Here is a 21,260-nt window from a genome sequence, read left to right as displayed (position 1 = left end):
CACGCAGCGGCCGCAGGCGATTTCCTCGAGCAGCGCGTCGCGCCACTGGGGCAGATGCTCAGGGGGGAATGGCCGCGGCTTGCGGCATTTTTCGCTTGATCACACGCACCGCGTGGGTAAAGCTCAGGCGATCCGGATCGAGACTGCGCGGCCAGGCGGCTTGCGCCATGAGCTGGCGAATGGCGAAGTGTGCCAGAAGCAACCCCCAGAGTTCCTGCCTCACCAACTCCGGCGTCTTGCTGCGCAGGACGGTACTGTTGGAGCGCAGATGCGTCTTGAATTCGGCGAAGACGCTCTCGATCTCCCAACGCTCGTGGTAGAGCGCCGCCAGTTCGAGCGCCGGCGCATCCACGGGGTCCAGGATGTTGGTGACCAACCGGTAGCTGTCCTGCGTCGGCGTGGCGGAGTTGCTCAACAGGTACTCGACGACCCGGATGGTGTGTCCGACGCGCTCGCGCTGGCGATCCTCGCTGTCGAACACCGTGCTGAGATAGGAGCCGTCGGGCAGTGTCTTTTCAATCGGCAGTTTGATCGTGGATCGCACTCTCCAGGCCAGCTTGGCGCCGGTGGCGCACGCCAGGCTCCAGAGCTTGAATCCGTAGAAGCCGCGGTCGGCCAGCACCAGCATGTCTGGCGTCAACTTCCCAGGCAGTAGTTGGCTGGCCATGGCACGTTCGCTCTGGTGATAGGGCGCAATGTCGGCGGCCACCACCGCGTGGGTTCCACACTCCACCAGGCCCAGCAGCCGCGCCTGTGGAAAGGCGCTCTGGCCGCGGGCAGCACCGGGATAGCCGAAATAGTCGGCGTTGGCCGCCTCGTCGGCCACATCCATGCAGCTTCCGTCCAAGGCCATCACGCGCAGTCCGCGATACCAGGCGCCCGGCGCCCCGGGCTGAGCGAGCGGTCGCAACACCCGCTGGGCCAACCGATGCAGGACTTCGGCGCCCAGCCGCGTGCGCGCCTGCGAAATCGCCGATTTGCTGGCTTGGACCGCACCGGCTCGACCCCCACCCAGCCATTGCAGGCCCTCGCAGACCACCCGCAGCACTTCCTCCAAAGGCGCTTCGCGCCACAGCGCCAACGCCATCACGTAGTACACCACCGCCGGTGCAGGTAATAGACGCTCACGCTGACTGGCTCGGCCTGTCTCGCTCAGCACTTCCTCAATCAGCGCCCGCGGACACACGCTGGCGAGCACGCCTGCGCTGATCAGGTGCGCCACATCCACCTGCGCTGCAAGCGTCTTGCGTGTTCTAGCCATGCCCCGCCCTCATCCAAGTCTCAATGAGGACGAATTATCGCTGATTACACTCTATCTGAACAGTATTGGCACTAAAGGTGTCCCACTGACCTTCCATCTGGAAGGCCAGCAGGCGCTCGGCCAGCGCCACCGGGTCGGGCCGCAATGCGAGGCAGGCTTCCAGATGGACTTTCTGCAATGCCTCGATGGCCGGGAAGACATGGCCGTTGGAATCATCGATATGTTCAAGAGCACTCTCAGCATGCGCAATGGCCATTTCGAGGACTTCGACCAAGCGCTTGTCGCCATCTGCGATGCGTGCGCTCAGCATCGTGGCCAGGTCTTCGAGCTGCTCGGCATAGCCGTGTGCATCCTGCCAGTCGAGGAAGCCACTGATGCGTGTGGCCTGGCGCACGGCGGCCTTGAGCGCGCCGATAGCCGAGCCTTTGTCCATGCGTGCCATGAGCAGCACCTTCTCGCGCAGGCGCTTGCTGATTTGGCAGCCTTCGAGGATAAGCTGGCGCAGCGTGCTCTCGTCCTGCTCGAGCAGGAACCCAAATATGACGTCGACCTGTGTATGAGGGTGGCGCGCCCTTGCGTTCGCGGTGGCGGACGGCGCCGAGCCGTCGCCGGCCTCGTCCTTCTCGCCTTGCGCGAACCATGCCAAGGCAGTAGCGACGGCATGCTTGCAAAACACCCCATCGTCGCCCACTGGGCAATCGCACGCATAGGCTAAACGGCCGCCTTCGGCGACGAACAATCGCACTTCGTAAATGTCGCCTCCAACGACTTCGGCCACCACCTCACCGGCCATCACATCGGTGAGCGTGACGAGGTTGCGCTTGAAGTAGTCCATGCCGCGCCCCAAGGTGCGCTCATCCGCAAGCTCGCGCAGCGCGTCCGACGTGAGAACCTGTCCCAGGAGGGGTCGATTGTTCATGGATGATTGGAGGGTGCCTTGGCAGGATGGGCGTGAAGCGTTGGGGTCATGGTCCGGTTCTGGGTCTTCTTTGAGAACGATTCAACAGCCCATTCGGCTCTTGCATGCAGCTATCCGAACGCCAGACCGAATCGGTCAATGCGGTTCAGGTGACGCGGCCGTCGGCCGCCGCGAGTAGGCTTCATCGAAGATGCGCTCGAGCGTGGGGTGCACGCCGCGGATTTCATCAATGACTTGCTTGGCCCAGTCGAAATAGTCTTGCCGACGCGCCAGACCCCAACCCGCCGGTGGGGCGAGGGCCATGTCGCGCAGATTGCAGATTTTGTCGGCCAGTTTCACGAGTTTGGCGCGACGGCTGAGCGTCTTGGCATGGGTAATCTGAAGCCGCTTGCGCTCGGCAACGGGTAAGGCCTTGTCGTCGGTGACCTCCTTGACGAGGTCCACCAGCTCCTTGCCGAAGAGCTTGTCGAGTTCCCGTTCGGTGGTTTGGGTGTCCTCGAGTGTGTCGTGCAGGACCGCGGCGACCATGAGCCGTTCATCCTCGAGTCCGCCTTCGTTGGCAAGCACGTCGACCAATGCAATGGGGTGATTGATGTACGGTGACGCCGCGACATCTTTGCGGCGTTGGTTGCGGTGCTTGTCAGCGGCGAACGCCAGGGCTTTGATGAGGAGTTTCATGATGATGGAACTTTAACTGCACCGAGCGCGGGCCTTTCGCCGGCACGTTCGGCGAGCATCGTCGCCAAGTCCTTGCAGAACCGTAGCGTTAGGCAATGACCTCTCGCGGCACGCTGGGCTTGGTGCGGCCTCGCTCCACGTTCAGAGCGATGAAGGACGACGGGGCGGTGAGTTCTAGCAGGCGCAATATCGGGGGCAGGCGTGTAGACCTGCGCGCGAGGCCCTGCAGCCCGCACGTGTGCTGGCAACTATTTGCCAGCGACAAAGGCCCTTGCGATTCCGCACATTCGCTTGCTGCAAGAGATGTGCCCAGGGTCTTGCCGGTGACGAGAGGTCGCTGGTGGCCTCGCGCACCAACGACCTCCGTCAGCTCTGGGCCGCCTCCTTGGGGAGGTACTCCGCAATCGCCGCTCGGTTCTTCAGCGTGATTTGCTGCGCTTGCGGCGGCTCGACGCCCTCTTTGAGCAAGCGCAGTGAGCGAAGCGTGTAGAAGAGCATCGATTGGCGGCACTGCAAGGTTGTGCAGCCGTCCACCATCCCGTAGTCCATGGCAATGGCGTGCTGCTGCCCAGGGCTCAGCTCAGGATGCGGAGCCAGAACCAGCGGAACCATGCGATGCCAGGCAGCGTCGTCCGACCCATCGGAACCGGGGCGTTGGCTTGGACCCACTTCGAGAAAGCGCCCCAACTGGAAGTCGATGTACCGCTCCCGCAGGGAGCAATAGGCACGGACGTGCCACCGCATCCCGTCATGGGCAAGAGCGTGCGGAGCAATGACGCGCTCCCGTGGCTGTGGCGTGCTCATTGATTGATAAACCACCGTCAAGGCCTTGTTGCCGCGGATGGCATCCAATACCTGGAGAAAGACATCCGCACGCGCGACGCGCGCGGGGCGCGGCATCATGGCCAGCGGCGGGACCCAGCCGATGAAGCTGAGGCCCTTGGGCATGACGCCAGCTTCACGTGCCAGCAACTCGCTGAGATAGCGCTCGGGATTGTTGTCGGGAAAAAGCGGTTTGAACTCCCTGGCTGCCAGGTAGCTGCGTGAGCTGCGGTCGTAGACGGCATTGCCCGGAGCCAGTTCCAGGTACCGCCCGATGTCCATGGAGGCCCTCGGTGTGGAGATGCTGAAGAACTCCATGAGGTCAGACCGGTTCAAGCGGCCCTCCCAGCGCAGGCGAAAGTCGATGAATTCGAGCCGGCGGCCTTGGCCCCAATGACTGGCGCGGTCGAGCGTCGACGGCGTGGATGGGTGGAGTTGCGTGTTGACCATGGGTTCATTGTGCCACACGTCTACTTTATTGACGCGCATATAAACTAGACGTATAAGTTGTAGTCGTTCATGGTGATGCCGCTTCGCACCACAAATGCAGACCCATCAATCCCATGAAAAAGACGACCACAACAACATCAACAAAAGGAATGCACATGAATCCCACGAAAGCCCCCCTCGCCCCAAAAATTGGCGCGGACCAGCACTCAATACCGGCAGGGACGTTCTACAGGTTCCGCGCCGAATGCGAGGGTGACGCGCTGCTCGTGCGCGTAGCGCTGGCAAACTGGCTTATCGGTTGGCAGGAACGTCATGACTTCTCATTCCCCGACGTCGAGGTCGAGCTCGAGCTCTCAGATGCTGCGCCCGACCTCCCAGGCATCCTCTCTGGTTCATTGAACAGCTGGTTGACTGCCATGTCGCGGCAGAGACGCTTGAACTTGCCCAAAACTACACAGGCGAACGGCATGGCGAGCCTCGGTTACGGACCTTCCGGGTGAGTCGACCAACGAGACACCACATTTCAGTGACGCATGGAGCGGCACGGTCGATGAGAAACAAATCAAGCGCCCCGGTGGCGTGCTGATGGCAGCGCTGGTGCGATGTGCCGCAGAGCGTGGGCAGTCGATTACCCAGCTCGCCGAGGCGCTGGGTTACAGCTATCCGTATATCAACTTGCTGATGTCCGGTCTGCGGCGTGTTGACCAGGTGTCCGATGATTTTGTGCAGGCGTGCGCGGTCTATCTGCGGCTGCCGCGGTTGGCGGTGCTGATGATGTCGGGGCGACTGAAAGCGGAGGATTTTTTTGAGGTTGGGGCGTTCAGAGCCAAGGCCGTCGAAGCGGCGATGCGATGCATCGAGGACGACCCTCAGTGGGGGTCTCTGCTTACCCCGGAGCTCCGCAAGGCCAGCCCCGAAAGCCGCTTTTGCCTCGTCAAACTCTATGAGTCTGCGACTGGAAGAAGGCTCTTGGACGGCGAGCTCGACCCAAAGCAATTCGGGGAACAGCTCCATGCGCATTTCAGCGATCGTGGACGCCTGTTTCAGTCTGATCGTGGACGGCGTTTCAGCGCGATCGTGGACGCGCCGGGGGTGCGCGCAAGCGATGGGTTCAATGTTAGTCAGTCGTCCACGATCAGCCTGAAACGGCTGTCGCGAAGCGCTTCGTGATGGGGCGCTGCGCAGCCTTATCCACGGTGGCGGACGGCGCTTGCGACGGACCGGCCGCCGCGGTGGATAAGGCGTGTTCGGCGACGTGCTCGGGGTGGTTTCGCGTGCTCATTGGTTCTTGTCCTTCTCGCGCAGCGATTGGCCTTTGAGTTCGATCTTGTGGCTGCTGTGCACGATGCGATCGAGGATGGCGTCGGCCAGCGTGGGGTCGTCGAGGTAGGTATGCCAGGCCTTAACCGGAAGCTGGCTGGTGATCAGCGTGGAGCGACTGCCTACGCGGTCGTCGAGCAGTTCGAGCAGGTCGTTTCGCTCAGCAGCGCCCATCGGCGAGATCGCAAAGTCGTCGATTAGCAGCAAATCAAGCTTGGCCAGTTGCGTCATGCGCCGGGCATAGCTGCCGTCGCCGTGTGCGACCTGCAACTCGTCGAACAGGCGCGCAGCGCGCGTGTACAGCACGCTGAAGCCCGAGCGCGCGGCCTGATGCGCCAGGGCGCAACCCAGCCACGTCTTGCCGCAACCGGTGGCGCCCGTGATGAGTAAATTCTGCGCGCTGCGCAGCCAGTCGCCGCCGGCCAGGTTGGCGACGAGGTGGCGATCCAGGCCGCGGCTGGCGCGCCAGTTGATGTCCTCCACGCAGGCCGCGGAGACCTTGAGTTTGGCGGCCTTGAGCAGGCGCTGCATACGGCGGTCGTCGCGCCAGGCGATCTCGCTTTGCACGAGTAGCGTGAGCCGCTCGTCGAAGCCCAGGGCGGTTGCTGCCGTGCTGCTTGCCTGGTCCGTCAGGGCGTGGACCATGCCGTCCAGGCGCAGTTCGCGCAGTTGGTTGAGCGTATGTTCATTGAGCATCGTTCTTCTCCGTCAGTGGTAGTAATCGGCGCCGCGCACGTTCTCGTGCTCGGGCAAGGTGGTGGACGCCTCCGTGGGGGTCGAGGCGTGCTGGCGGTCCAGCCCGCTCTTGAGGATCGAGGCCACGCTGCGGTAGGTCGGCGAGCGAATCGCCATCGCGCGGGCGCAGGCCGCTTCCAGGCGCGCCGGGGTGTACTCGCGTGCAAGGCGCTTCAGGCCCAGGCACGCGCGGTAGCCCTGCTCGGGATGCGGGCGGTTCTCAAGCTGCCAGGTCACGACGCCGGCGGCGGCGACGCCAATGCTGCTCCCCCACTTGATGAGCTTGGCCGGGGTCCATTCCAGGTGCGCGCGGTGCGAGGCCGGCATGTGCTCGGGCAGGGTCGTGTGCTTGCCTTGCCGGGCGTCCAGGGCGTGGCAGGCCACGCGCTGGTTGGCATGGAAGACCTCCAGCAGCCCGGCGCCCGCGCGCATCTCCACCGCGCTGCCCACCAGGCGGTGCGGCACGCTGTAGTAATGGCCCTCGAACTCGACGTGGTAATCGACGTTGACCTTGGCCTGCTTCCAGCTGCCGACTGTGTAGCGCGTGGCTGGCAGGGGCGAGAGCGCCGGAGCGTCGAGCGAGAGGAAGGCGTCGCGGCGGCAGCCGGGCAGCTTCTGGAACGGGCGCAGGTTCAGATCAGCAATGAGCGCGCCGATCGCCGCATTGACTTCGACCAAGCTGAAGAAGCGACGATTGCGCAGTCGCGCCAGGATCCACCTCTCGACCAGCAGCACCGCGCCCTCGACCTTCGGCTTCGAGTAGATCCAGAACTGCATGTCGTGCAGCGACTGAAGCGACCGTAGAGGTCGAAGTCACGCATCCCTTCCACCCCGACAAGGGCCAGCGATTCGTGCTGGCCACGCGCAAGCAAAACTGGGGCGAGGACCGCGTCATGTACTTCGACCAGCAGGGTCGCGTGCGCTCGCTGCCGGCCGCATGGACTGACATCGATCCACCAGACGCGCGCACGCAGGTGGCAGCTGGCCGCGCATACCTGCGCGCCGACGATCTTCTGACGCTCGTTGAGCTGGTCTTCGAAGTCAGGAGCGGACACAAGAGCGGACAGCGCTGTGTCAAGAGAATTACGCCGCATGTGTAAATCAATTTATGCCGCCCTGTGCGCAGGCGGCGCGCCCACTCATCTGCGACGTCTAGTGCGGCGCTCTAATTGCGCTGGCGAATGGCGGCAAGTTGTGCTTGACAAGGCGATATGTGCGGCATATTGTTCTTTGCATAAAGAACAGCCATCAGACCGTGTCCAAGTTCACGACCAAGATCGAGCGCCTGCGCCAAGCCGGCACGCTCAATCCCCGACCGCAGCGTGTGCTGGCCGCCTGGTTCCAGACCGGCGGCTTCTTCGACGCCAACGACCTGGTCCAGGTGAAGTACGAGATGCTTCGCCACGCGCAGCAGGACGGAGTCACCAAGGCCGAGGCTGCCAGCCTGTTCGGCCTGTCTCGGCCGACCTACTACCAGGCCGAGGCCGCTTTCGAGCGCGACGGCATAGCCGGCCTGCTGCCACAGCCTCGTGGCCCCAAGTCGGCACACAAGCTCACTCCCGAGGTGATGGCCGTGATCGAGGCGCACCACCTCAGCGGCGCGCCCTTGCAGGCCCGCGAGATGACCAAGATCGTGCGCGCACAGTTGGGGATCACGGTTCACCCGCGCAGCATCGAGCGGGCGATGGCACGCAAAAAAAAACGCTGACGCCTTCGTCAACACCCGCCACGGGTTGGAGCGCAGATGCGACCCAGGCCTACGAGCGGGTGCGGGCCGAGGTGCTGGCCGGCCAGGCCCGACCGGAGGCACTGGGTGCGTTCGCCTTCCACGGGATGTGGCATGGCCTGCGGGTGCTGTCGAGCACCACGGTTGCATCGTCGCATCCACCGACCGTGTCGCTGGGATCGCCCGCGGCACCTGCCAGCGCACTCGATCGCCAGCTCGTGCGCCTGTTGGCCGACATGGTGCTGGCCACCCAGTTGGAGGTCCATCATGCTCACTGACTCGGCCTTGAAGGTTGGCGCCGACCATCTTCGCCGCGATGCGTTCCTGTACGTGCGCCAGTCGTCGCTGCGCCAGGTGTTCGAGAACACCGAAAGCACCAAGCGTCAGTACGCGTTGCGCGAACGGGCTGTCGCACTGGGCTGGCCCATCGAGCGGGTGCATGTCATCGACAGCGACCTGGGCCTGTCTGGGGCCCAGGCGCGCGACCGCGATGGATTCCAGCATCTGGTCACCGAAGTCGCGCTGGGGCACGCCGGTATCGTGCTGGGACTGGAGGTGTCGCGCCTGGCGCGCAACAACGCCGACTGGCATCGGCTGCTCGAACTGGCGTCGATGTCGAGCACCCTGATTCTGGACGAGGACGGGGTCTACGACCCAGCGAGTTTCAACGACCGGCTGCTGCTGGGCCTGAAGGGCACGATGAGTGAAGCGGAGCTGCACATCCTGAAGTCACGCCTGCAAGGCGGGATCTTGAACAAGGCGCGCCGCGGTGAGCTCGAATTGCCCCTGCCCGTGGGCCTGGTCTACGACGGCGCTGGCCGGGTGGTGCTGGATCCTGACCGCCAGGTGCGCGACAGCGTCGCGATGCTGTTCGCGGTCTTCCGCGACCTCGGCTCGGCCAGCGCCGTGGTCCGTCGTCTGCAGATCCAGGAGGTGATGTTCCCTCGACGTGTCCGGCGCGGCATCGGCAAGGGTGATCTGCTGTGGGGTACGTTGGATGTGTCTCGCGCATTGCAGATTCTGCACAACCCGCGCTATGCAGGTGCCTTCGCCTACGGAAGAACGCGGATCGCGTTCAACGCCCAACTGCGCCCCGTACAGCGTGAGGTCAAGCAGCAGGACTGGCCGGTGCTGATCCGCGACGCCCACGAGGGCTACATTGACTGGGCGGAGTTTGAACGCAACCAGCACAAGTTGCGTCAGAACCTGGGCTTCTCTGCGGGCGAGCGCGGCAGCATGCCGCGCGAGGGCAACGCCTTGCTGCAGGGCCGGCTGCTGTGCGGCAAGTGTGGCTGCCGCATGCGGGTCCACTACGAGAAACTCTCGGGTCAGCTGCGACCGTACTACTGCTGCACGGAAGAGGCTGTGCGCCGGGCCGGCAAGCCTTGCCAGCGGGTGCATGGGCTGGCGGTCGACGAGGCCGTCGCAGCCCTGCTTCTACAGACCGTCGCGCCGGCGGCCATCGAGGTTGCGCTCGCTGTGCAGGACGAGATCGCCCAGCGCATTGAGCAGGCCGGGGTGCGGCGGCAGGCTCAGCTCGAACGCGCAAGCTACGAGGCCGAGTTGGCGCGTCGCCGATACGCCAAGGTGGATCCGGACAATCGGCTGGTGGCCGATGCCTTGGAGGCGGACTGGAACCAGCGACTGCGCGAACTCGACCACCTGAAGCGCGAGCACGAGCGCCAGCAGCAAGACGAGCAGGCTCAGCTTGATGCGCCAGCGCGCCAACGCATCACCGAGCTGGCGCGCGACTTCCCTCGCGTGTGGAGCGACAGCAGGACCAGTGCGCTGGAGCGCAAGCGCATGCTGGCCATGTTGATCGAGGACGTGACCCTGGTCGCCGGAACAAGCATTGCGGTACATGTACGCTGGCGTGGCGGGCGCACCCAGAGCCTATGCGTCGATAAGCCGCGGCCGATCGCGCTGATCCGCAAGACGCCGCCGGATGTGGTCAAGCTCATCGACGAATTGCTCGGTTCATCCACTGATACGCAGGTCGCAGCACGACTGAATGAACTCGGGCACCGCAATTGGCGGGGCGAGTCGTTCTCACAGAAGAAGGTCATCGTTGTGCGAGTCGCGTACAAGCTGCGAAGCCGCTTCGAGCGGCTGCGCGAGCGCGGCATGCTCACGGGTGACGAGATGGCACAGCAGCTCGGGGTGTCAACCAGCACCATCCACGAACTCGGTCGCCAGGGCCTGCTGGCACGGCACCTGTACGGCAACAACCACCGCTGCTTGTACGAGCCGCCCCTTGGTGGTCAACTCATTCGTGGCGCTGGCGGCCGCCACGGTGGCCGGCCCGCCCGGTTCATCGCCGCTCCATCAACCACATGAGGTGCAAAGTGCAGCCCAAGCCTTGTCCCTCGGGTGCGCTGGGCGTGCGGCCAGCAGCGCGCATCCGTAATGGCTGGCGAATTCCTCGTACGTGCGGTTGGGTAGCGGGTCGTAGGTGTCGGGATGCTTGATCAGGGCGCGCGCCTGGTCGGGCACGATCAGCCGCGGCACGCCGCCGAAGAATTCCAGCGCCTGCACCTGCGCGCCAATCCAGTCGGCGGTGGTCTGGCGCGGCGTGGCGCAGGCGAAGGTGTAGGTCGATGCCCCCAGCGTGGCCACGAAGATCTGCGCGGCGCTGACCTCGCCGGTGGTCGGGTCCGTGATCGGCACCGTCTGCCCGGCGTAGTCGACGAACAGCTTCTCGCCTGCCACATGCACTTGCCGCATCGAGCGCTTGAGGCTCTGTGCCCACGCGCGGTACTTGATGCAAAAGCTCGTGTACTTGTAGGCCAACGCGTTGCCGCTGGCGTACTCCTCCCACAGCAGCATCAGCGTCACGCCGGCGCGCTTGAGCTCTTGGTGAATGGCGGCGAAATCGGGGGCCAGCTGATCGCTGGCGCGCGGCACAGGCGGGCGGTATAGCCGCCCCTCCAACTCGGCGTCGCTCAGGGTCTGGGCCACCGCCCAGTCCACACCAGCCACCCGGGCCAGCAACACGTACTTGCCCACCACGCTCTTGGATATCTTGAGCGCGCCGGCTACCTCGCTGTAGGTCAGCCCAGCCTGCAGATGCAGGCGCAATGTCTCTCGGATCTGGCGCATCGTGATTCTTGTTGTTGGCATCGGCTTCGATCAAAAATCGACCAGCCTATGCCCGTTTAGGGAATCACTTGCCGCCCCCCCCCAATCGTCCACGATCACGCTGAAACAGCGTCCACGATCAGACTGAAATGCCGTCCACGATCACGCTGAAACCCCGTCCACGATCAGCCTGAAATACCGTCCACGATGGGCTGAAATACGCAGCTCCAGGAAATGAAGCTGCACACGGCCCGCCAGCGCCGCGCGTTGGAGGCAGCGAAACAGGCTGCCTGATGAACTTCTTTGCCCGCCAATTTTGGCGGGCCTTTTTTTTCTGTGCCCATGAAAAGGCCCCCAAGGTCCAAGGCGTTGAGCCAACGTGTTGGCGTCGGCGGCACATTGGTGGAATGACCCTGTGTCTTCAGGGCTCTACGCCGCAATGCGGTCTGGCACGATTTCTCGCCAGCGGTTTCCGGTGCCCGGCGCTAGATTGGGCATTCATGGCTCTGCTTCTATTTCGTATTGATGTTGCGGGACGATTTCCGAACCGAACGTCGGAGTTGGCGCCACAATGTAGCTACATTGTGGTACTATTCAAGCTACCGATGAAGGAGTACACCATGTTGACCGTTGATGTTCGTTCCCGTGTCGAGCCCGAGCTCAAGCGTGAGGCTGCGGCGGTCCTGAAGGCCTCCGGCTTGGACGTGAGCACAGCCATTCGCTTGTTCCTGCGCAGCGTAGTCGAGAAAGGCGGGCTTCCCATGGACCTGCCCCGCGCCAATCCTGTCACTCTGGCCGCTATCCGGGACGCCAAAGCCGGAAAGACGACGCGCACGACGCTTGAGGATTTCTGAGCGTGCCGCGAACGCTTGACGAGACCAGTCAGTTCAAGCGGGACAAGAAGCGCATCAAGGGCTCCGGTCGTTACGACTGGGAGGAGATGCGCGATGTCGTGAAGGAATTGATGAACGACCGCCCGCTGGACCCGAGGCATCGCGACCATGAACTCTCAGGCGAGTATGCGGGCGTCCGCGAGTGCCACGTCGCACCGGACTGGCTTCTTATCTACGACAAAGGGGGGCCGCTCAAGGGCGGCTCGCTCAGGCTCATCCGAACCGGGTCGCACAGCGAACTCTTCTAGCGGTTGAGGAGTTGCCGGCCAAGGCCTGAGGCTGCCACAAAAACACCACCCCAGCGTTTGCGGCTGGAGTGGTCGGTGAATCATCAACACGTTGGCTCAACACCTTGCCCGAGGTCGGGGGCGATGAAATCAAGCAAAATCAGTCGGCTCGGTTAGCCTCCTGGGCCGCTGCGGCTTGCTCTGCGGCGAGTGCACTTGCCGGGCGAGCAAGCTTGGTGGCCTCGAATGCCAAAATCAACAGCGTGCCTGTCGGTTTGCCCTCACGCGATAAGTAATAGTCGACCTTGAGCTTGCCGGTCGTCTTCACGAAGTCACCTTTGTCGAGGAGCGGGTTCCGAATACTTGCATGTTTTGTCCTCATTCGAATGAACGGCATGATTGCCGCTTCTTCGTGTAGCGACCGTCATCCAGCGTCGTCGCAGCCCCTCCCATCCTCCGGCATCAACGGCGACACCGGCACCTCCCATCGCCCGTTGTCGGCGGCCGCTTGTAGGGCAGGTAGTTGTCGTTGAACCATCCGTCACAGCTCCAGCGATTGCTGGCATCAATCCGCACTTTCGGCAGCCACGTCGGCAACATTTGCACGATGACATGGCTGCGCTCATCGACGAGCACCGTCCTGCCGTCCTTGCGCTTGAATGGAATGGCAGTCCAAACCTCATACACGCCGTCGCCGTACCTCCTGATGTGCTGCCGGCCCTCCATGAGGACCTTCTCGTTAGCCTCCGCGGCGAGTTGTTCGACGATGCGCAGGGCTCCGGGTTGGTCATGTCGCTGACGCGCCGGACCGAGGAGACCGCATCGTGGCCATGGTCCGCGAGCCAATCGACACCGCGCTGTTTCAAGCCGTAGACCGTTTGAAAGCGGTCCGTTCTGTAACGCCGTAACAGGTCCGATTTGACCAGGCCGCGCACGGCCCGCTGCGCTGCTGTCAGCGCCGCTTTGAATGGGCGCTCGGGGAAGCATGCCGCCACGATGTCGAGGGTGCGAATGACCCGAAACCGGTTTGCGAGTAACAGGGACCGCTCGTAGATGGCGTCGCGCAATTGCAAGCTCGATGCCCTGGCGGTGAGCCCGCGCGGCGGCGGCGACTTCGTTGCACCGTGGATGCTGATGAGCGCCGCATGTTCATGGGCCACGCACCCATCGACGTGCATGCAAGGCATTACGACCTTCCGGCGGCGGAAGACTTGCAGGTGGCTTCCAAGGCCGTGAGTGATATGGTGGCCCGAGCCCTCGCTGGGCGCGACTATCCGGCGCTTGACAGTATGCGTCTGGCGAACCCATCTTTTCAGTGAAGGACGGCTGAGCGAAGCTTGGGGTTTTGGGAGGCTGCATGCGATCAGACAAGCTCAGTGAGGAGAGGATTGGGGAGATTCTGGCGATCCTCGATGAACTCAAGGCCAGCGGTGGGCGTGCCGAGGTTTTTGCCCAAAGCCATGGCGTCAGCTACGGGCAGCTTCGGGGCTGGCTGTCCCACGCACCGCGCTGGCGGGCGCAGTTGGCAGGGCAGGAGGTGCCTGCGCGTGCGAGCGGGTTCGTGCAAGCCCGGCTCAGCCCGAGGTCTGGTGCGGTGGCCGCCGATGCGCTGCCGGCCCACGCGCGCATCACCTGCGTGGCTGGCGCTCGGCGGGCGCAGATCGACTGGCCTGTGGCCCATGCGGCGGAGTGCGCGCAGTGGCTGCGAGCCTGGCTGGGGTGAGCCATGCTGCGCATTGAGGCCGTCTGGCTGGCGGTGGGTGCCAGTGATCTGCGCGGCGGCATGGACAGCCTGCTGGGGCAGGTTGTGGCCCGGTTTGGCTCGGCCCAACGGCACCACGCCTACGTGTTTGCCAACCGCAGCGCGACAAGGCTGAAGGTGCTGGTGTTTGATGGCGCCGGGATCTGGCTGTGCACGCGCCGACTGCAAGAAGGCCGGTTCGTCTGGCCGCAGGACGATCGTGAGGCGCTGCACCTGAGCGAGCAGCAATGGCGCTGGCTGGTGGCCGGGCTGCCGTGGCAGCGGATGACGGCGCACGCCACGGCAGCAGCCATTGCCGTGGTGTAGACCCGGGTTGTTGTCGATCCGGACAACTCCCACTGCTCGCGCGCGCTCACGCGCGCGAGAATGTGCCCATGCTCGACGCCATCGATTCCGACCGACTGCAGGCCCTGGGGGACGATCCGACGGCGCAGTACGCGCGTGCGGTCATTGCCCGCATGCAGGCGGATCTGAAGTTGAAGCAGACGAAGATCGAGGCCCTGAGCTTCGAGCTGGCGCGCCTCAAGCAATGGCGTTTTGGGCAATCGAGCGAGGCACTGGACACCCAGGGCGAGCTCTTCGATGCCAAGACGCAGGCGCTGCTGCAAGCCGAGGAACAGGCCGAGGACCGGGCAGCCGATGAGGAGCGCACAGCCCCAGGCAAACGTCGCCCCAAACGCCAACCACTGCCCAGTCAACTGCCGCGCATCGAACACCGCTACGAGATCGAATCGGGGCAGTGCCCGCAGGGCCACGCCCTGCGCCGCATCGGTGAGGAGATCAGCGAACAGCTCGACTGCGAGCCCACGCGTTTCTTCGTGCACCGGCACATCCGCGGCAAGTACGCCTGCGCATGCTGCCAGACGGTGTTGGCTGCGCCCATGCCGGCCCAGATCATCGACAAGGGCATCCCCGCTCCCGGCCTGCTGGCGCAGGTGGTGCTGGCCAAGCACGACGATCACCTGCCGCTGTACCGCCAGGAGGAGATCTATCGTCGCAGCGGCGTGCACATCCCGCGCTCGAGCATGGCGCAGTGGGTGGGCATCTGTGGCGTGCGCCTGGAGCCGCTGGCCCAGGCACTCAAAGACCATCTGTTGGCGCAGCCCGTGCTGCACGCTGATGAGACCCCGGTGGCCGAGCTGGCCCCGGGCACCGGCAAGACGCACCGCGCCTATGTCTGGGTCTACCGCAGCGCGTTGACCCCGGCCGTGGTGTTTGACTATTGCGCCAGCCGCGCCGGTGCGCATGCGCGCGACTTCCTGCAGGACTGGTCAGGGACCTTGCTGACCGACGGGTTCAGCGGCTACGCCGCCCTCCATGCCCAGGACTCGATCGTCGAAGCGGGTTGCTGGGCGCATGTGCGGCGCAAGTTCTTCGAGGCGCACAAGCTGGCCGGCAGCGCCATCGCGCAGGAGGCACTCGAGCGCATTGGGGCCTTGTATGGCATCGAGCAGACCCTTCGGGAGCATCCGCCCGATGCGCGCACCGTCATGCGCCAGCACCAAAGCCAACCCTTGCTGGATGCCTTGCACGCCTGGCTGCTCGACCAGCGCCCACTCCTGGCCAAGGCGGACGCCACGGCGCGGGCCATCGACTATGCGCTGGGCCGCTGGAGCGCCTTGTGCGTGTTTGCCAGCGATGGGCGCGTGCCCATCGATAACAACCCCGTGGAAAACGCCATTCGTCCCCTCGCCCTGGGCCGCAAAAACTGGCTCTTTGTGGGCTCGCCCCAAGCCGGCAGCCGAGCCGCGGTGCTCATGACGCTGATCGAATCGGCCAAGCTGTGCGAGGTCGACCCCTGGGCCTATCTCAAGGACGTGCTGACGAAGCTACCCACCTGGCCCAACAGCCGCTTGGGCGAATTGCTGCCGCACAACTGGGCCAAAGCCAACACCCCTGCCGTCAGCACCTGACTCTTACTGCAGGGGTCAAGATGGGTTCGCTGGACGCTTACGCTTGACATTGCTTACAGGCCAGCGTCAACCGCGGCTTGGAGCATGGCGCTGATGTGACTGAGCTTGTTGGTCACCGTCTTGGGGTGCAGCGAGCGGGCGAGCAGCGCATCGCGGTACGCAGCGACGAGGCGCCGGTCGAGTTGTGCAACGGGTCGCTGAATGAAGCGGTCGAAAGCTTCGGCGCCGGCTTCGAACTCGACGATGGTGCGCAGTGGGCGGCTCGGATTCAAGTCCCGCCAGTATTCAAAGACGGCGAGAAAGGTTTGCGCGTGCGGGACGGGGCCTTTGCGGGCCTCGGGCGGGAGGCCCATGTCGGGCTTCAGGCCAGGACCCGTATCGGGCTTTCCCGAGCTGTTGCCGCCCGTCGCGGCGTCGTCGACACTCGGTGGCTGAGCTACGAAGGTCGCTGGCAACTCCAGGCCGGAGAAGCGTGCCAGCCATTGGGCGGCCAAGTGCATGCTCAGCACCTTGGCGGCCGCAAGGTCGCTGGTGCCCAGCTGAACGCGGATGAGTTGGCCGAATTGGGCTTGATTTTTGCGCGGCACGCGCAGCTGGAAGATATAGGTGCCGCGTTGCTGCGTGAAATAGACCATGAAAAAGGCTCCGGGGACGTGGTGGACCAACGTCGCAGAGCCTTTGTAATCGAGCAAGTTGTACAACAAAAAGTACAACAACGCGCTCAATCAACTGGTGAAAAACTTATTTTCACCAGTTAAATCAACAACTTATCTTGTAGGTGGTGGAGAGGAGGAGGATCGAACTCCCGACCTTCGCATTGCGAACGCGACGCTCTCCCAGCTGAGCTACCCCCCCAACAGTGCGTAATCATAACTGAGCTGTTTGGGGTTTGGCTCGGCGGTAGACCCAGCGGGTGGTGGTCGAAGCTTCGGCACTGTAGCCGTAACCTTCAAGATCAAAGGCTTTGAGGCGATCTGGGTCGGCTATGCGACGGGTGATTGCATAACGAGCCATAAGGCCCCGCGCGCGCTTGGCATAAAAGCTGATTGTCTTGTAAACACCTGCATTGCCGTCTTGGAAAACAGGTTGCACGACGGGGAGGCCGAGCGCTTCCATACGTACGGCGCCAAAGTACTCGTCTGAGGCCAGATTCACGAGCACCGGGTGGGTATGGCCTTGAAGTTGTTCGCGAAGGGTCTGCGCGATGCGGTTGCCCCAGTAGGCGTAGAGGTCTTTGCCTTGACGGTTCGGGAGCAGCGTACCCATCTCCAGGCGGTACGGCTGCATGAGGTCGAGGGGCCGCAGCACACCGTAAAGACCACTGAGCAGGGCGATGTGGTCCTGTGCCCATTGGAGGTCTTTGCCCTTGAGATGGGCTGCGTCCAGTCCTTCGTAGACGTCACCGTTGAACGCGAGAATGGCGGGCCGGCTGTTGTCGGGCGTGAAGCGCGGCGACCATTGCGCATAGCGTTGTGCGTTGAGCGTCGAGAGTTTGTCAGAGATGTGCATCAGACTGGAGAGCTCGGCCGGGCTTTTCTCACGCAGGATCTTGATCAATTCTGCCGCTTGAGGGATGAATCGCGGCTGGGTGACCGGGAGTTCGGGGATCGCGCTGGTGAAGTCGAGGGTCTTGGCGGGGGAAAGAACAATCAGCATGGCGGCGTGAGCGACAAAGAGGCCTTAGGCCCCAGGGCGTGGGTCAATAAGAAGCGGGAAATCGCGCCCCGTTTCAGCGGTTAGGCGCGATGCGCGGGGCATGGCGCGCCGCGGCCTCAAATGGCCGCGAAATCCGCAAGCAAGGCTTGGCGCGTAGCAGGCGGGATGACGTGGCGCATATCGTAGTGGGGGTGCTCGCAACCGACGACCGTATCAGCGCCGGCACGCATCGCGGCGATGACCGATGGGCTGAACTCAAAGCGTAGAAAATGAACAGCGGAAGTCTTCTCGGAGTTCTCGCGCGGCAGATCTTCATCGGCGATGGCGTAGATGCGAGGGTGGCCAGGCACCTCGATGTACACCTTGTCTTCCACGCCGATAAGGCGCGTCAGTTCGCGCCGGCGCTGCTCGACATCGGGAAACTCGAGCAACAACGTCGCCTTCCAGTTCCGGCCGTCGGGAATGAGCGGGGAGTAGGTGTCGATCTCATTCTGGATGCCCTGTTCCTCGAAGATTTTTTCGATGCGCAGCATTTCCTGAATCTGGTAGCGAATGGTATGTTCGTCTTCAAATTGCAGGGTCATGTGCTCGCCGAGCTGCACTGAGCGCAGCTGGCGATGGCGAATAATCTCGGCCTTCATCTGCTTGCGCGCCTTGGCATAGGCTTCGAGCGTCAGTAGGCTGTCGCGGGTCAGCGGCATGTGGGATCTCCGGAAGGATGTATACAGTAAAGGTGTATCTCAAATGCCGTAGGCGATGCGCAGAAGGCTTAGCGGGTGCTCGAGTTGAGGATGCGAGCTGCCTTGCTCGGCAATGCCTTGGGCGATGTGGTGGCCGCCGAGCGGGCAGTCTGAACTGATGTAGTCGGGCTGCGGCGCGTCCATCGACTTGAAAACCGCTTTGCCAATCTTCATTGCGTCGGCGTGATGCGCCTTCTTCACCCCGTAGGTGCCCGCATGGCCCGAGCAGCGCTCAATCGTGGTGAGTTGGACCTCGACAGTCTGAGCGATGAGCTTGAACAGCTCCTCGGTTTTGCGCCCCATGTTCTGTACGCGGCTATGACACGGGATTTGGTAGGAGACCTTGCCTAACGATTGCTTGAAATCGGTCTTGAGGAGGCCATCCTTATGACGCGCCACAAGATACTCGAACGGGTCCCAGATCGCGTCCTGGACGGCCTTGACGTCGGCATCTTCGGGATACATCAAGGGAATCTCCTGCTTGAACATCAATGTGCACGACGGTACACCGGTGAGGATGGCATAGCCGGCGCGGGCGTACCGCGCAAGCGCGGGGATGTTCACTTCCTTCGCTCGGGCCACCGCATCCAGATCGCCGATTTCCAACTTTGGCATACCGCAGCACTGCTCCTTGTCCACAAGTTCGTAGGCGATCCCGTTATGGTCGAGTATCTTGAGGAGGTCGAGCCCGATCTTGGGCTCGTTGTAGTTGATGTAGCAGGTCGAGAATATGGCGACGCGTCCAGGCGTGCGCTCGCCGTCGGGTGCCTGCTTCGCCCCTGCATGGGGGGCAGCAGAGCGGAATTTTTTGCTCGCAAGATCGGGTACCCAGGCATGGCGGTCGATGCCGAGGGTGCTTTCAAGCAGGGCGCGAACTGGGGCCGTCTTGTTTGCCGCGTTTGCCACTTGCACCACGATGGGAATGCCAGCCAGTTTGCCATGCACGTCGGTCGACGCTAGCAGCACGTTGGCTCTGGAGACCTTGCCTTGCTTAAACTGGATCGCCTTGGCACGCAACATGGTGTGCGGAAAGTCCAGGTTCCACGGATGAGGCGGCACATAGGGACATTTGGTCATGTAGCAAAGGTCGCAGATGTAGCACTGATCCACAACCTTCCAGAAGTCTTGCTTGTCCACGCTGGCGACTTCGCCAGTGCTGCTTTCGTCCACCAGGTCGAACAAGGTGGGGAAGGATTGACAAAGCGATACGCAGCGCCTGCATCCGTGGCAGATGTCGAAAATCCGCTCGAGCTCGTGCAAGCACTCCTGCTCGTCATAGAACGCTGGATTGAGCCAATCCAGCGGATGCCGGGTTGGAGCCTCAAGATTGCCTTCGCGCGTGGACATGGAGGTAGACCTTTGCTTTGTCGAATTCAGGATCCGCAGCCGCCACGGGCGCAGAACGGCTCGCGGCGGCTTGCAAAACACCAGGCCACAATGCGCCACGGCAGCGCGAGGCTGCCGTGGCGCATGCGACCGAGAGGCAGGTGCGATCAGTCTGCCAGCACGTCCAGCGCCTTTTGGTAGCGGTTGGCGTGTGAGCGTTCAGCTTTGGCCAAAGTGGAGAACCAATCGGCGATTTCGTCGAAGCCCTCGTCGCGCGCCGTTTTGGCCATACCGGGATACATGTCGGTGTACTCGTGCGTTTCCCCAGCCACAGCCGACTTCAGGTTGTCGCGGGTCGGCCCGATGGGCAGGCCGGTGGCCGGGTCGCCTACAGCTTCGAGAAACTCCAGGTGCCCGTGCGCATGGCCGGTTTCACCTTCGGCAGTAGAGCGGAACAGCGCTGCCACGTCATTCTGTCCTTCCACGTCGGCCTTGCTTGCGAAATACAGGTAGCGGCGGTTGGCCATGGACTCACCGGCAAAGGCGTCTTTCAAATTTTGCTCGGTCTTCGAGCCTTTCAATGCGGTCATCGTTTTCTCCTAGGGTGCAGAAGCGGAACACAATCTTGCCGCTGCACGCGGCAGCATGCAATTTAGAACGGGAACTTGACGTTGTCCAATTCACCCTTTCAATCCCGCCCATAGGCAGGCTCTATCCAGTGCAAGGTTATCCCTTGAGAGCGTCAGATCGGGACATCGAACTTGCGGCGCTGTTGCACGCGCCCATAGCATCGGGGACATTGCCCCCACGGTCATGATCATGAACGCAAGCGCCACCTCGCATTCCAAGCTCCTTTCCGAACCCGACACGCGCCAGCCCCTGCTTACGCTTGGCTTTATCGGCTTGGGTGCAATGGGGTGGGCCATGTGCGGCCACCTGCAACACGCAGGCCATAGGCTAAGGGTTTTTGCTCGAGATCGCGTCAAGCGCGAGCGCGCTGCGCATGCCGGCATGCAGGTCTGCGACAGCCCGGCGGAGGCTGCGATGGGAGCGGCGTTCGTCTTCACGAACGTGACGTCCACGCCGGATGTCGAGCAGGTCCTTTTGGGGCCAGAAGGAGCTGCTCTTGGTGCAAGCCCAGGGACGATCTGCGTTGACCACAGCACGATTGCACCTGCGGGTGCCAGGCGTATCGCCGCGGCTCTGGACGAGGCTGGCATTCATTTTCTGGACGCGCCGGTGTCTGGCGGGGAGAAGGGCGCGCGCGAGGCGACCCTGTCGATCATGGTGGGAGGCGAACCTGAGGCTTACACGAGAGCGCTGCAGCTGCTGTCCCTATTGGGCTCAACCATCACTCACGTCGGTCCGGCGGGCAGTGGACAGGTTGCAAAGCTCTGCAACCAGATCGTCCAGGTGATCAACATCGAGGGCATCGCGGAGGCCATGCGTTTCGCGCAAGCGGAGGGTGCCGATTTGCATCGGGTACTCCACGCCATCTCGGCGGGCTTTGCGGGTAGCCGCATGCTAGATCTGATGGGCCCCAAAATGGCAGCACGCGACTTTGCCGCGGGCATCCCGGCCCGCCTCCATGCCAAGGACTTCGGCCTCGCTGCGGAAGCCGCGCGGCAGGCTGGTCTTGCCCTTCCGGCGCTCGGCGCCGTGCATGCGCAGCTGGATCGTCTTATGGCGCTCGGCATGGGAGACGACGACACCAGCTCGCTGTTGAGGACATTGGAACAACCGCAAAACTAAGC

The 21,260-nt window shown here is 63.1% G+C and carries 26 protein-coding genes, 1 tRNA gene and 1 pseudogene; 13 read left to right on the top strand and 15 right to left on the bottom strand.

The features are described 5' to 3' along the window. Positions 1–58 precede the first annotated feature (58 nt). From CD04_RS0115605 to CD04_RS0115590, 4 genes are all read right to left on the bottom strand, one after another. On the bottom strand, positions 59–1,261 hold the full coding sequence (locus CD04_RS0115605) for an IS4 family transposase (protein ID WP_031406857.1): 1,203 nt from the start codon (positions 1,259–1,261) through the stop codon (positions 59–61). A gap of 34 nt (positions 1,262–1,295) precedes the next feature. Then, positions 1,296–2,180: an SWIM zinc finger domain-containing protein gene (locus CD04_RS0115600; RefSeq protein ID WP_051849336.1), complete on the bottom strand. Its 885-nt coding sequence runs from the start codon at positions 2,178–2,180 to the stop codon at positions 1,296–1,298. Positions 2,181–2,315: 135 nt separating this feature from the next. Then, positions 2,316–2,858, bottom strand: coding sequence for an HD domain-containing protein (locus CD04_RS0115595; protein WP_031408415.1), 543 nt, complete (start codon positions 2,856–2,858; stop codon positions 2,316–2,318). Positions 2,859–3,224: 366 nt separating this feature from the next. Next, positions 3,225–4,130 carry a WYL domain-containing protein gene (locus CD04_RS0115590; protein WP_231480662.1) on the bottom strand — a complete coding sequence of 302 codons (906 nt, stop codon included), beginning with the start codon at positions 4,128–4,130 and terminating at the stop codon, positions 3,225–3,227. 113 nt (positions 4,131–4,243) lie between these two features. Here CD04_RS0115590 and CD04_RS0115585 point away from each other — a divergent pair, with 113 nt between their 5' ends. Then, on the top strand, positions 4,244–4,630 hold the full coding sequence (locus CD04_RS0115585; protein ID WP_156030307.1) for a hypothetical protein: 387 nt from the start codon (positions 4,244–4,246) through the stop codon (positions 4,628–4,630). Positions 4,631–4,715: 85 nt separating this feature from the next. After that, positions 4,716–5,300, top strand: a complete 585-nt coding sequence (locus CD04_RS0115580) for a hypothetical protein (RefSeq protein WP_051849335.1) — start codon at positions 4,716–4,718, stop codon at positions 5,298–5,300. Between the two features lie 108 nt (positions 5,301–5,408). Here the strand turns inward: CD04_RS0115580 and istB are convergent, their stop codons facing one another. Continuing rightward, a complete protein-coding gene (istB, locus tag CD04_RS0115575; RefSeq protein ID WP_031408407.1) occupies positions 5,409–6,146 on the bottom strand; it encodes an IS21-like element helper ATPase IstB in 738 nt (245 codons plus the stop codon). A 12-nt stretch (positions 6,147–6,158) separates the two neighbouring features. After that, positions 6,159–6,962: a hypothetical protein gene (locus tag CD04_RS0115570; RefSeq protein WP_369792849.1), complete on the bottom strand. Its 804-nt coding sequence runs from the start codon at positions 6,960–6,962 to the stop codon at positions 6,159–6,161. Between the two features lie 47 nt (positions 6,963–7,009). Between CD04_RS0115570 and CD04_RS0115565 the strand changes: the two are divergent. From CD04_RS0115565 to CD04_RS0115550, 4 genes and pseudogenes are all read left to right on the top strand, one after another. After that, a pseudogene (locus CD04_RS0115565) lies at positions 7,010–7,285 on the top strand (DUF5372 family protein); the annotation flags it as partial. Between the two features lie 155 nt (positions 7,286–7,440). Then, a complete protein-coding gene (locus CD04_RS0115560) occupies positions 7,441–7,893 on the top strand; it encodes a helix-turn-helix domain-containing protein (protein ID WP_031408401.1) in 453 nt (150 codons plus the stop codon). Between the two features lie 59 nt (positions 7,894–7,952). Next, a complete protein-coding gene (locus CD04_RS0115555) occupies positions 7,953–8,189 on the top strand; it encodes a hypothetical protein (protein WP_038168457.1) in 237 nt (78 codons plus the stop codon). Then, positions 8,179–10,248, top strand: a complete 2,070-nt coding sequence (locus tag CD04_RS0115550; protein ID WP_031408399.1) for a recombinase family protein — start codon at positions 8,179–8,181, stop codon at positions 10,246–10,248. Before CD04_RS0115555 ends, CD04_RS0115550 begins: the two co-directional genes overlap by 11 nt. Here the strand turns inward: CD04_RS0115550 and istA are convergent. After that, entirely contained in the window at positions 10,237–11,031 is a 795-nt protein-coding gene (gene istA / locus CD04_RS0115545; RefSeq protein ID WP_231480661.1) for an IS21 family transposase, read from the bottom strand. The two genes, CD04_RS0115550 and istA, sit on opposite strands and share 12 nt — an antisense overlap. A gap of 578 nt (positions 11,032–11,609) precedes the next feature. Between istA and CD04_RS24210 the strand changes: the two genes are divergently transcribed. Beyond that, positions 11,610–11,843 (top strand): type II toxin-antitoxin system RelB/DinJ family antitoxin, encoded by a 234-nt coding sequence (locus CD04_RS24210; RefSeq protein WP_038168695.1) that lies wholly within the window; start codon positions 11,610–11,612, stop codon positions 11,841–11,843. A 2-nt stretch (positions 11,844–11,845) separates the two neighbouring features. Further along, on the top strand, positions 11,846–12,130 hold the full coding sequence (locus CD04_RS0115530; protein WP_031408393.1) for a type II toxin-antitoxin system YafQ family toxin: 285 nt from the start codon (positions 11,846–11,848) through the stop codon (positions 12,128–12,130). Positions 12,131–12,269: 139 nt separating this feature from the next. Here the strand turns inward: CD04_RS0115530 and CD04_RS0115525 are convergent, their stop codons facing one another. After that, positions 12,270–12,437 carry a hypothetical protein gene (locus CD04_RS0115525; protein WP_231480660.1) on the bottom strand — a complete coding sequence of 56 codons (168 nt, stop codon included), beginning with the start codon at positions 12,435–12,437 and terminating at the stop codon, positions 12,270–12,272. A 134-nt stretch (positions 12,438–12,571) separates the two neighbouring features. Next, a complete protein-coding gene (locus tag CD04_RS24855) occupies positions 12,572–12,835 on the bottom strand; it encodes a hypothetical protein (protein WP_231480659.1) in 264 nt (87 codons plus the stop codon). A 419-nt stretch (positions 12,836–13,254) separates the two neighbouring features. On the opposite strand from CD04_RS24855, the gene CD04_RS23880 reads away from it, so the two are divergent. The 4 genes from CD04_RS23880 to CD04_RS0115500 all read left to right on the top strand — a co-directional run bounded on the left by CD04_RS23880 (position 13,255) and on the right by CD04_RS0115500 (position 15,784). Beyond that, positions 13,255–13,428, top strand: coding sequence for a hypothetical protein (locus tag CD04_RS23880; protein WP_156030306.1), 174 nt, complete (start codon positions 13,255–13,257; stop codon positions 13,426–13,428). Positions 13,429–13,466: 38 nt separating this feature from the next. Continuing rightward, a complete protein-coding gene (locus tag CD04_RS0115510) occupies positions 13,467–13,832 on the top strand; it encodes a hypothetical protein (protein WP_031404100.1) in 366 nt (121 codons plus the stop codon). Positions 13,833–13,835: 3 nt separating this feature from the next. Further along, positions 13,836–14,177, top strand: coding sequence for an IS66 family insertion sequence element accessory protein TnpB (tnpB, locus tag CD04_RS0115505; RefSeq protein WP_031404101.1), 342 nt, complete (start codon positions 13,836–13,838; stop codon positions 14,175–14,177). A gap of 68 nt (positions 14,178–14,245) precedes the next feature. Continuing rightward, positions 14,246–15,784 carry an IS66 family transposase gene (locus CD04_RS0115500; RefSeq protein ID WP_031404102.1) on the top strand — a complete coding sequence of 513 codons (1,539 nt, stop codon included), beginning with the start codon at positions 14,246–14,248 and terminating at the stop codon, positions 15,782–15,784. Between the two features lie 53 nt (positions 15,785–15,837). Here the strand turns inward: CD04_RS0115500 and CD04_RS0115495 are convergent, their stop codons facing one another. The 6 genes from CD04_RS0115495 to CD04_RS0115470 all read right to left on the bottom strand — a co-directional run bounded on the left by CD04_RS0115495 (position 15,838) and on the right by CD04_RS0115470 (position 20,096). Then, on the bottom strand, positions 15,838–16,497 hold the full coding sequence (locus CD04_RS0115495) for a DUF6538 domain-containing protein (protein WP_156030305.1): 660 nt from the start codon (positions 16,495–16,497) through the stop codon (positions 15,838–15,840). Positions 16,498–16,563: 66 nt separating this feature from the next. Further along, a tRNA-Ala gene (locus CD04_RS0115490) sits at positions 16,564–16,639 on the bottom strand. 12 nt (positions 16,640–16,651) lie between these two features. Continuing rightward, the gene (yaaA, locus tag CD04_RS0115485) at positions 16,652–17,440 is read right to left on the bottom strand and encodes a peroxide stress protein YaaA (RefSeq protein WP_031408383.1); all 789 of its coding nucleotides are present in this window, start codon (positions 17,438–17,440) and stop codon (positions 16,652–16,654) included. Positions 17,441–17,556: 116 nt separating this feature from the next. Continuing rightward, positions 17,557–18,141: a DUF3501 family protein gene (locus CD04_RS0115480; protein WP_031408381.1), complete on the bottom strand. Its 585-nt coding sequence runs from the start codon at positions 18,139–18,141 to the stop codon at positions 17,557–17,559. Between the two features lie 39 nt (positions 18,142–18,180). Next, positions 18,181–19,527, bottom strand: coding sequence for a heterodisulfide reductase-related iron-sulfur binding cluster (locus tag CD04_RS0115475; RefSeq protein ID WP_031408379.1), 1,347 nt, complete (start codon positions 19,525–19,527; stop codon positions 18,181–18,183). 146 nt (positions 19,528–19,673) lie between these two features. Then, positions 19,674–20,096 (bottom strand): rubrerythrin family protein, encoded by a 423-nt coding sequence (locus CD04_RS0115470; RefSeq protein ID WP_031408378.1) that lies wholly within the window; start codon positions 20,094–20,096, stop codon positions 19,674–19,676. Between the two features lie 289 nt (positions 20,097–20,385). Between CD04_RS0115470 and CD04_RS0115465 the strand changes: the two genes are divergently transcribed. Further along, positions 20,386–21,258, top strand: a complete 873-nt coding sequence (locus tag CD04_RS0115465; protein WP_038168694.1) for an NAD(P)-dependent oxidoreductase — start codon at positions 20,386–20,388, stop codon at positions 21,256–21,258. Positions 21,259–21,260 lie beyond the last annotated feature (2 nt).

It is taken from the genome of Thiomonas sp. FB-Cd, assembly GCF_000733775.1.
In the GTDB taxonomy this organism is placed as follows: Bacteria; Pseudomonadota; Gammaproteobacteria; order Burkholderiales; family Burkholderiaceae_C; genus Thiomonas_A.
Note: the sequence above shows the minus strand (reverse complement) of the source record. Positions and strands in the feature narration are given on the sequence as shown.

What these genes read in the sequence shown, in the direction of transcription:
- CD04_RS24210 (WP_038168695.1), top strand. Translation starts at nt 11,610, where the DNA reads ATGTTGACCGTTGATGTTCGTTCCCGTGTCGAGCCCGAGCTCAAGCGT.
- CD04_RS0115585 (WP_156030307.1), top strand. Translation starts at nt 4,244, where the DNA reads ATGAAAAAGACGACCACAACAACATCAACAAAAGGAATGCACATGAAT.
- tnpB (WP_031404101.1), top strand. Translation starts at nt 13,836, where the DNA reads ATGCTGCGCATTGAGGCCGTCTGGCTGGCGGTGGGTGCCAGTGATCTG.
- CD04_RS0115570 (WP_369792849.1), bottom strand. Translation starts at nt 6,962, where the DNA reads ATGCAGTTCTGGATCTACTCGAAGCCGAAGGTCGAGGGCGCGGTGCTG.
- CD04_RS0115550 (WP_031408399.1), top strand. Translation starts at nt 8,179, where the DNA reads ATGCTCACTGACTCGGCCTTGAAGGTTGGCGCCGACCATCTTCGCCGC.
- istB (WP_031408407.1), bottom strand. Translation starts at nt 6,146, where the DNA reads ATGCTCAATGAACATACGCTCAACCAACTGCGCGAACTGCGCCTGGAC.
- CD04_RS0115580 (WP_051849335.1), top strand. Translation starts at nt 4,716, where the DNA reads ATGGCAGCGCTGGTGCGATGTGCCGCAGAGCGTGGGCAGTCGATTACC.
- CD04_RS0115590 (WP_231480662.1), bottom strand. Translation starts at nt 4,130, where the DNA reads ATGGTCAACACGCAACTCCACCCATCCACGCCGTCGACGCTCGACCGC.
- CD04_RS0115475 (WP_031408379.1), bottom strand. Translation starts at nt 19,527, where the DNA reads ATGTCCACGCGCGAAGGCAATCTTGAGGCTCCAACCCGGCATCCGCTG.
- CD04_RS24855 (WP_231480659.1), bottom strand. Translation starts at nt 12,835, where the DNA reads ATGGAGGGCCGGCAGCACATCAGGAGGTACGGCGACGGCGTGTATGAG.
- CD04_RS0115500 (WP_031404102.1), top strand. Translation starts at nt 14,246, where the DNA reads ATGCTCGACGCCATCGATTCCGACCGACTGCAGGCCCTGGGGGACGAT.
- CD04_RS23880 (WP_156030306.1), top strand. Translation starts at nt 13,255, where the DNA reads ATGTTCATGGGCCACGCACCCATCGACGTGCATGCAAGGCATTACGAC.
- CD04_RS0115470 (WP_031408378.1), bottom strand. Translation starts at nt 20,096, where the DNA reads ATGACCGCATTGAAAGGCTCGAAGACCGAGCAAAATTTGAAAGACGCC.
- CD04_RS0115480 (WP_031408381.1), bottom strand. Translation starts at nt 18,141, where the DNA reads ATGCCGCTGACCCGCGACAGCCTACTGACGCTCGAAGCCTATGCCAAG.
- CD04_RS0115605 (WP_031406857.1), bottom strand. Translation starts at nt 1,261, where the DNA reads ATGGCTAGAACACGCAAGACGCTTGCAGCGCAGGTGGATGTGGCGCAC.
- CD04_RS0115595 (WP_031408415.1), bottom strand. Translation starts at nt 2,858, where the DNA reads ATGAAACTCCTCATCAAAGCCCTGGCGTTCGCCGCTGACAAGCACCGC.
- CD04_RS0115600 (WP_051849336.1), bottom strand. Translation starts at nt 2,180, where the DNA reads ATGAACAATCGACCCCTCCTGGGACAGGTTCTCACGTCGGACGCGCTG.
- CD04_RS0115510 (WP_031404100.1), top strand. Translation starts at nt 13,467, where the DNA reads ATGCGATCAGACAAGCTCAGTGAGGAGAGGATTGGGGAGATTCTGGCG.
- istA (WP_231480661.1), bottom strand. Translation starts at nt 11,031, where the DNA reads ATGCCAACAACAAGAATCACGATGCGCCAGATCCGAGAGACATTGCGC.
- yaaA (WP_031408383.1), bottom strand. Translation starts at nt 17,440, where the DNA reads ATGCTGATTGTTCTTTCCCCCGCCAAGACCCTCGACTTCACCAGCGCG.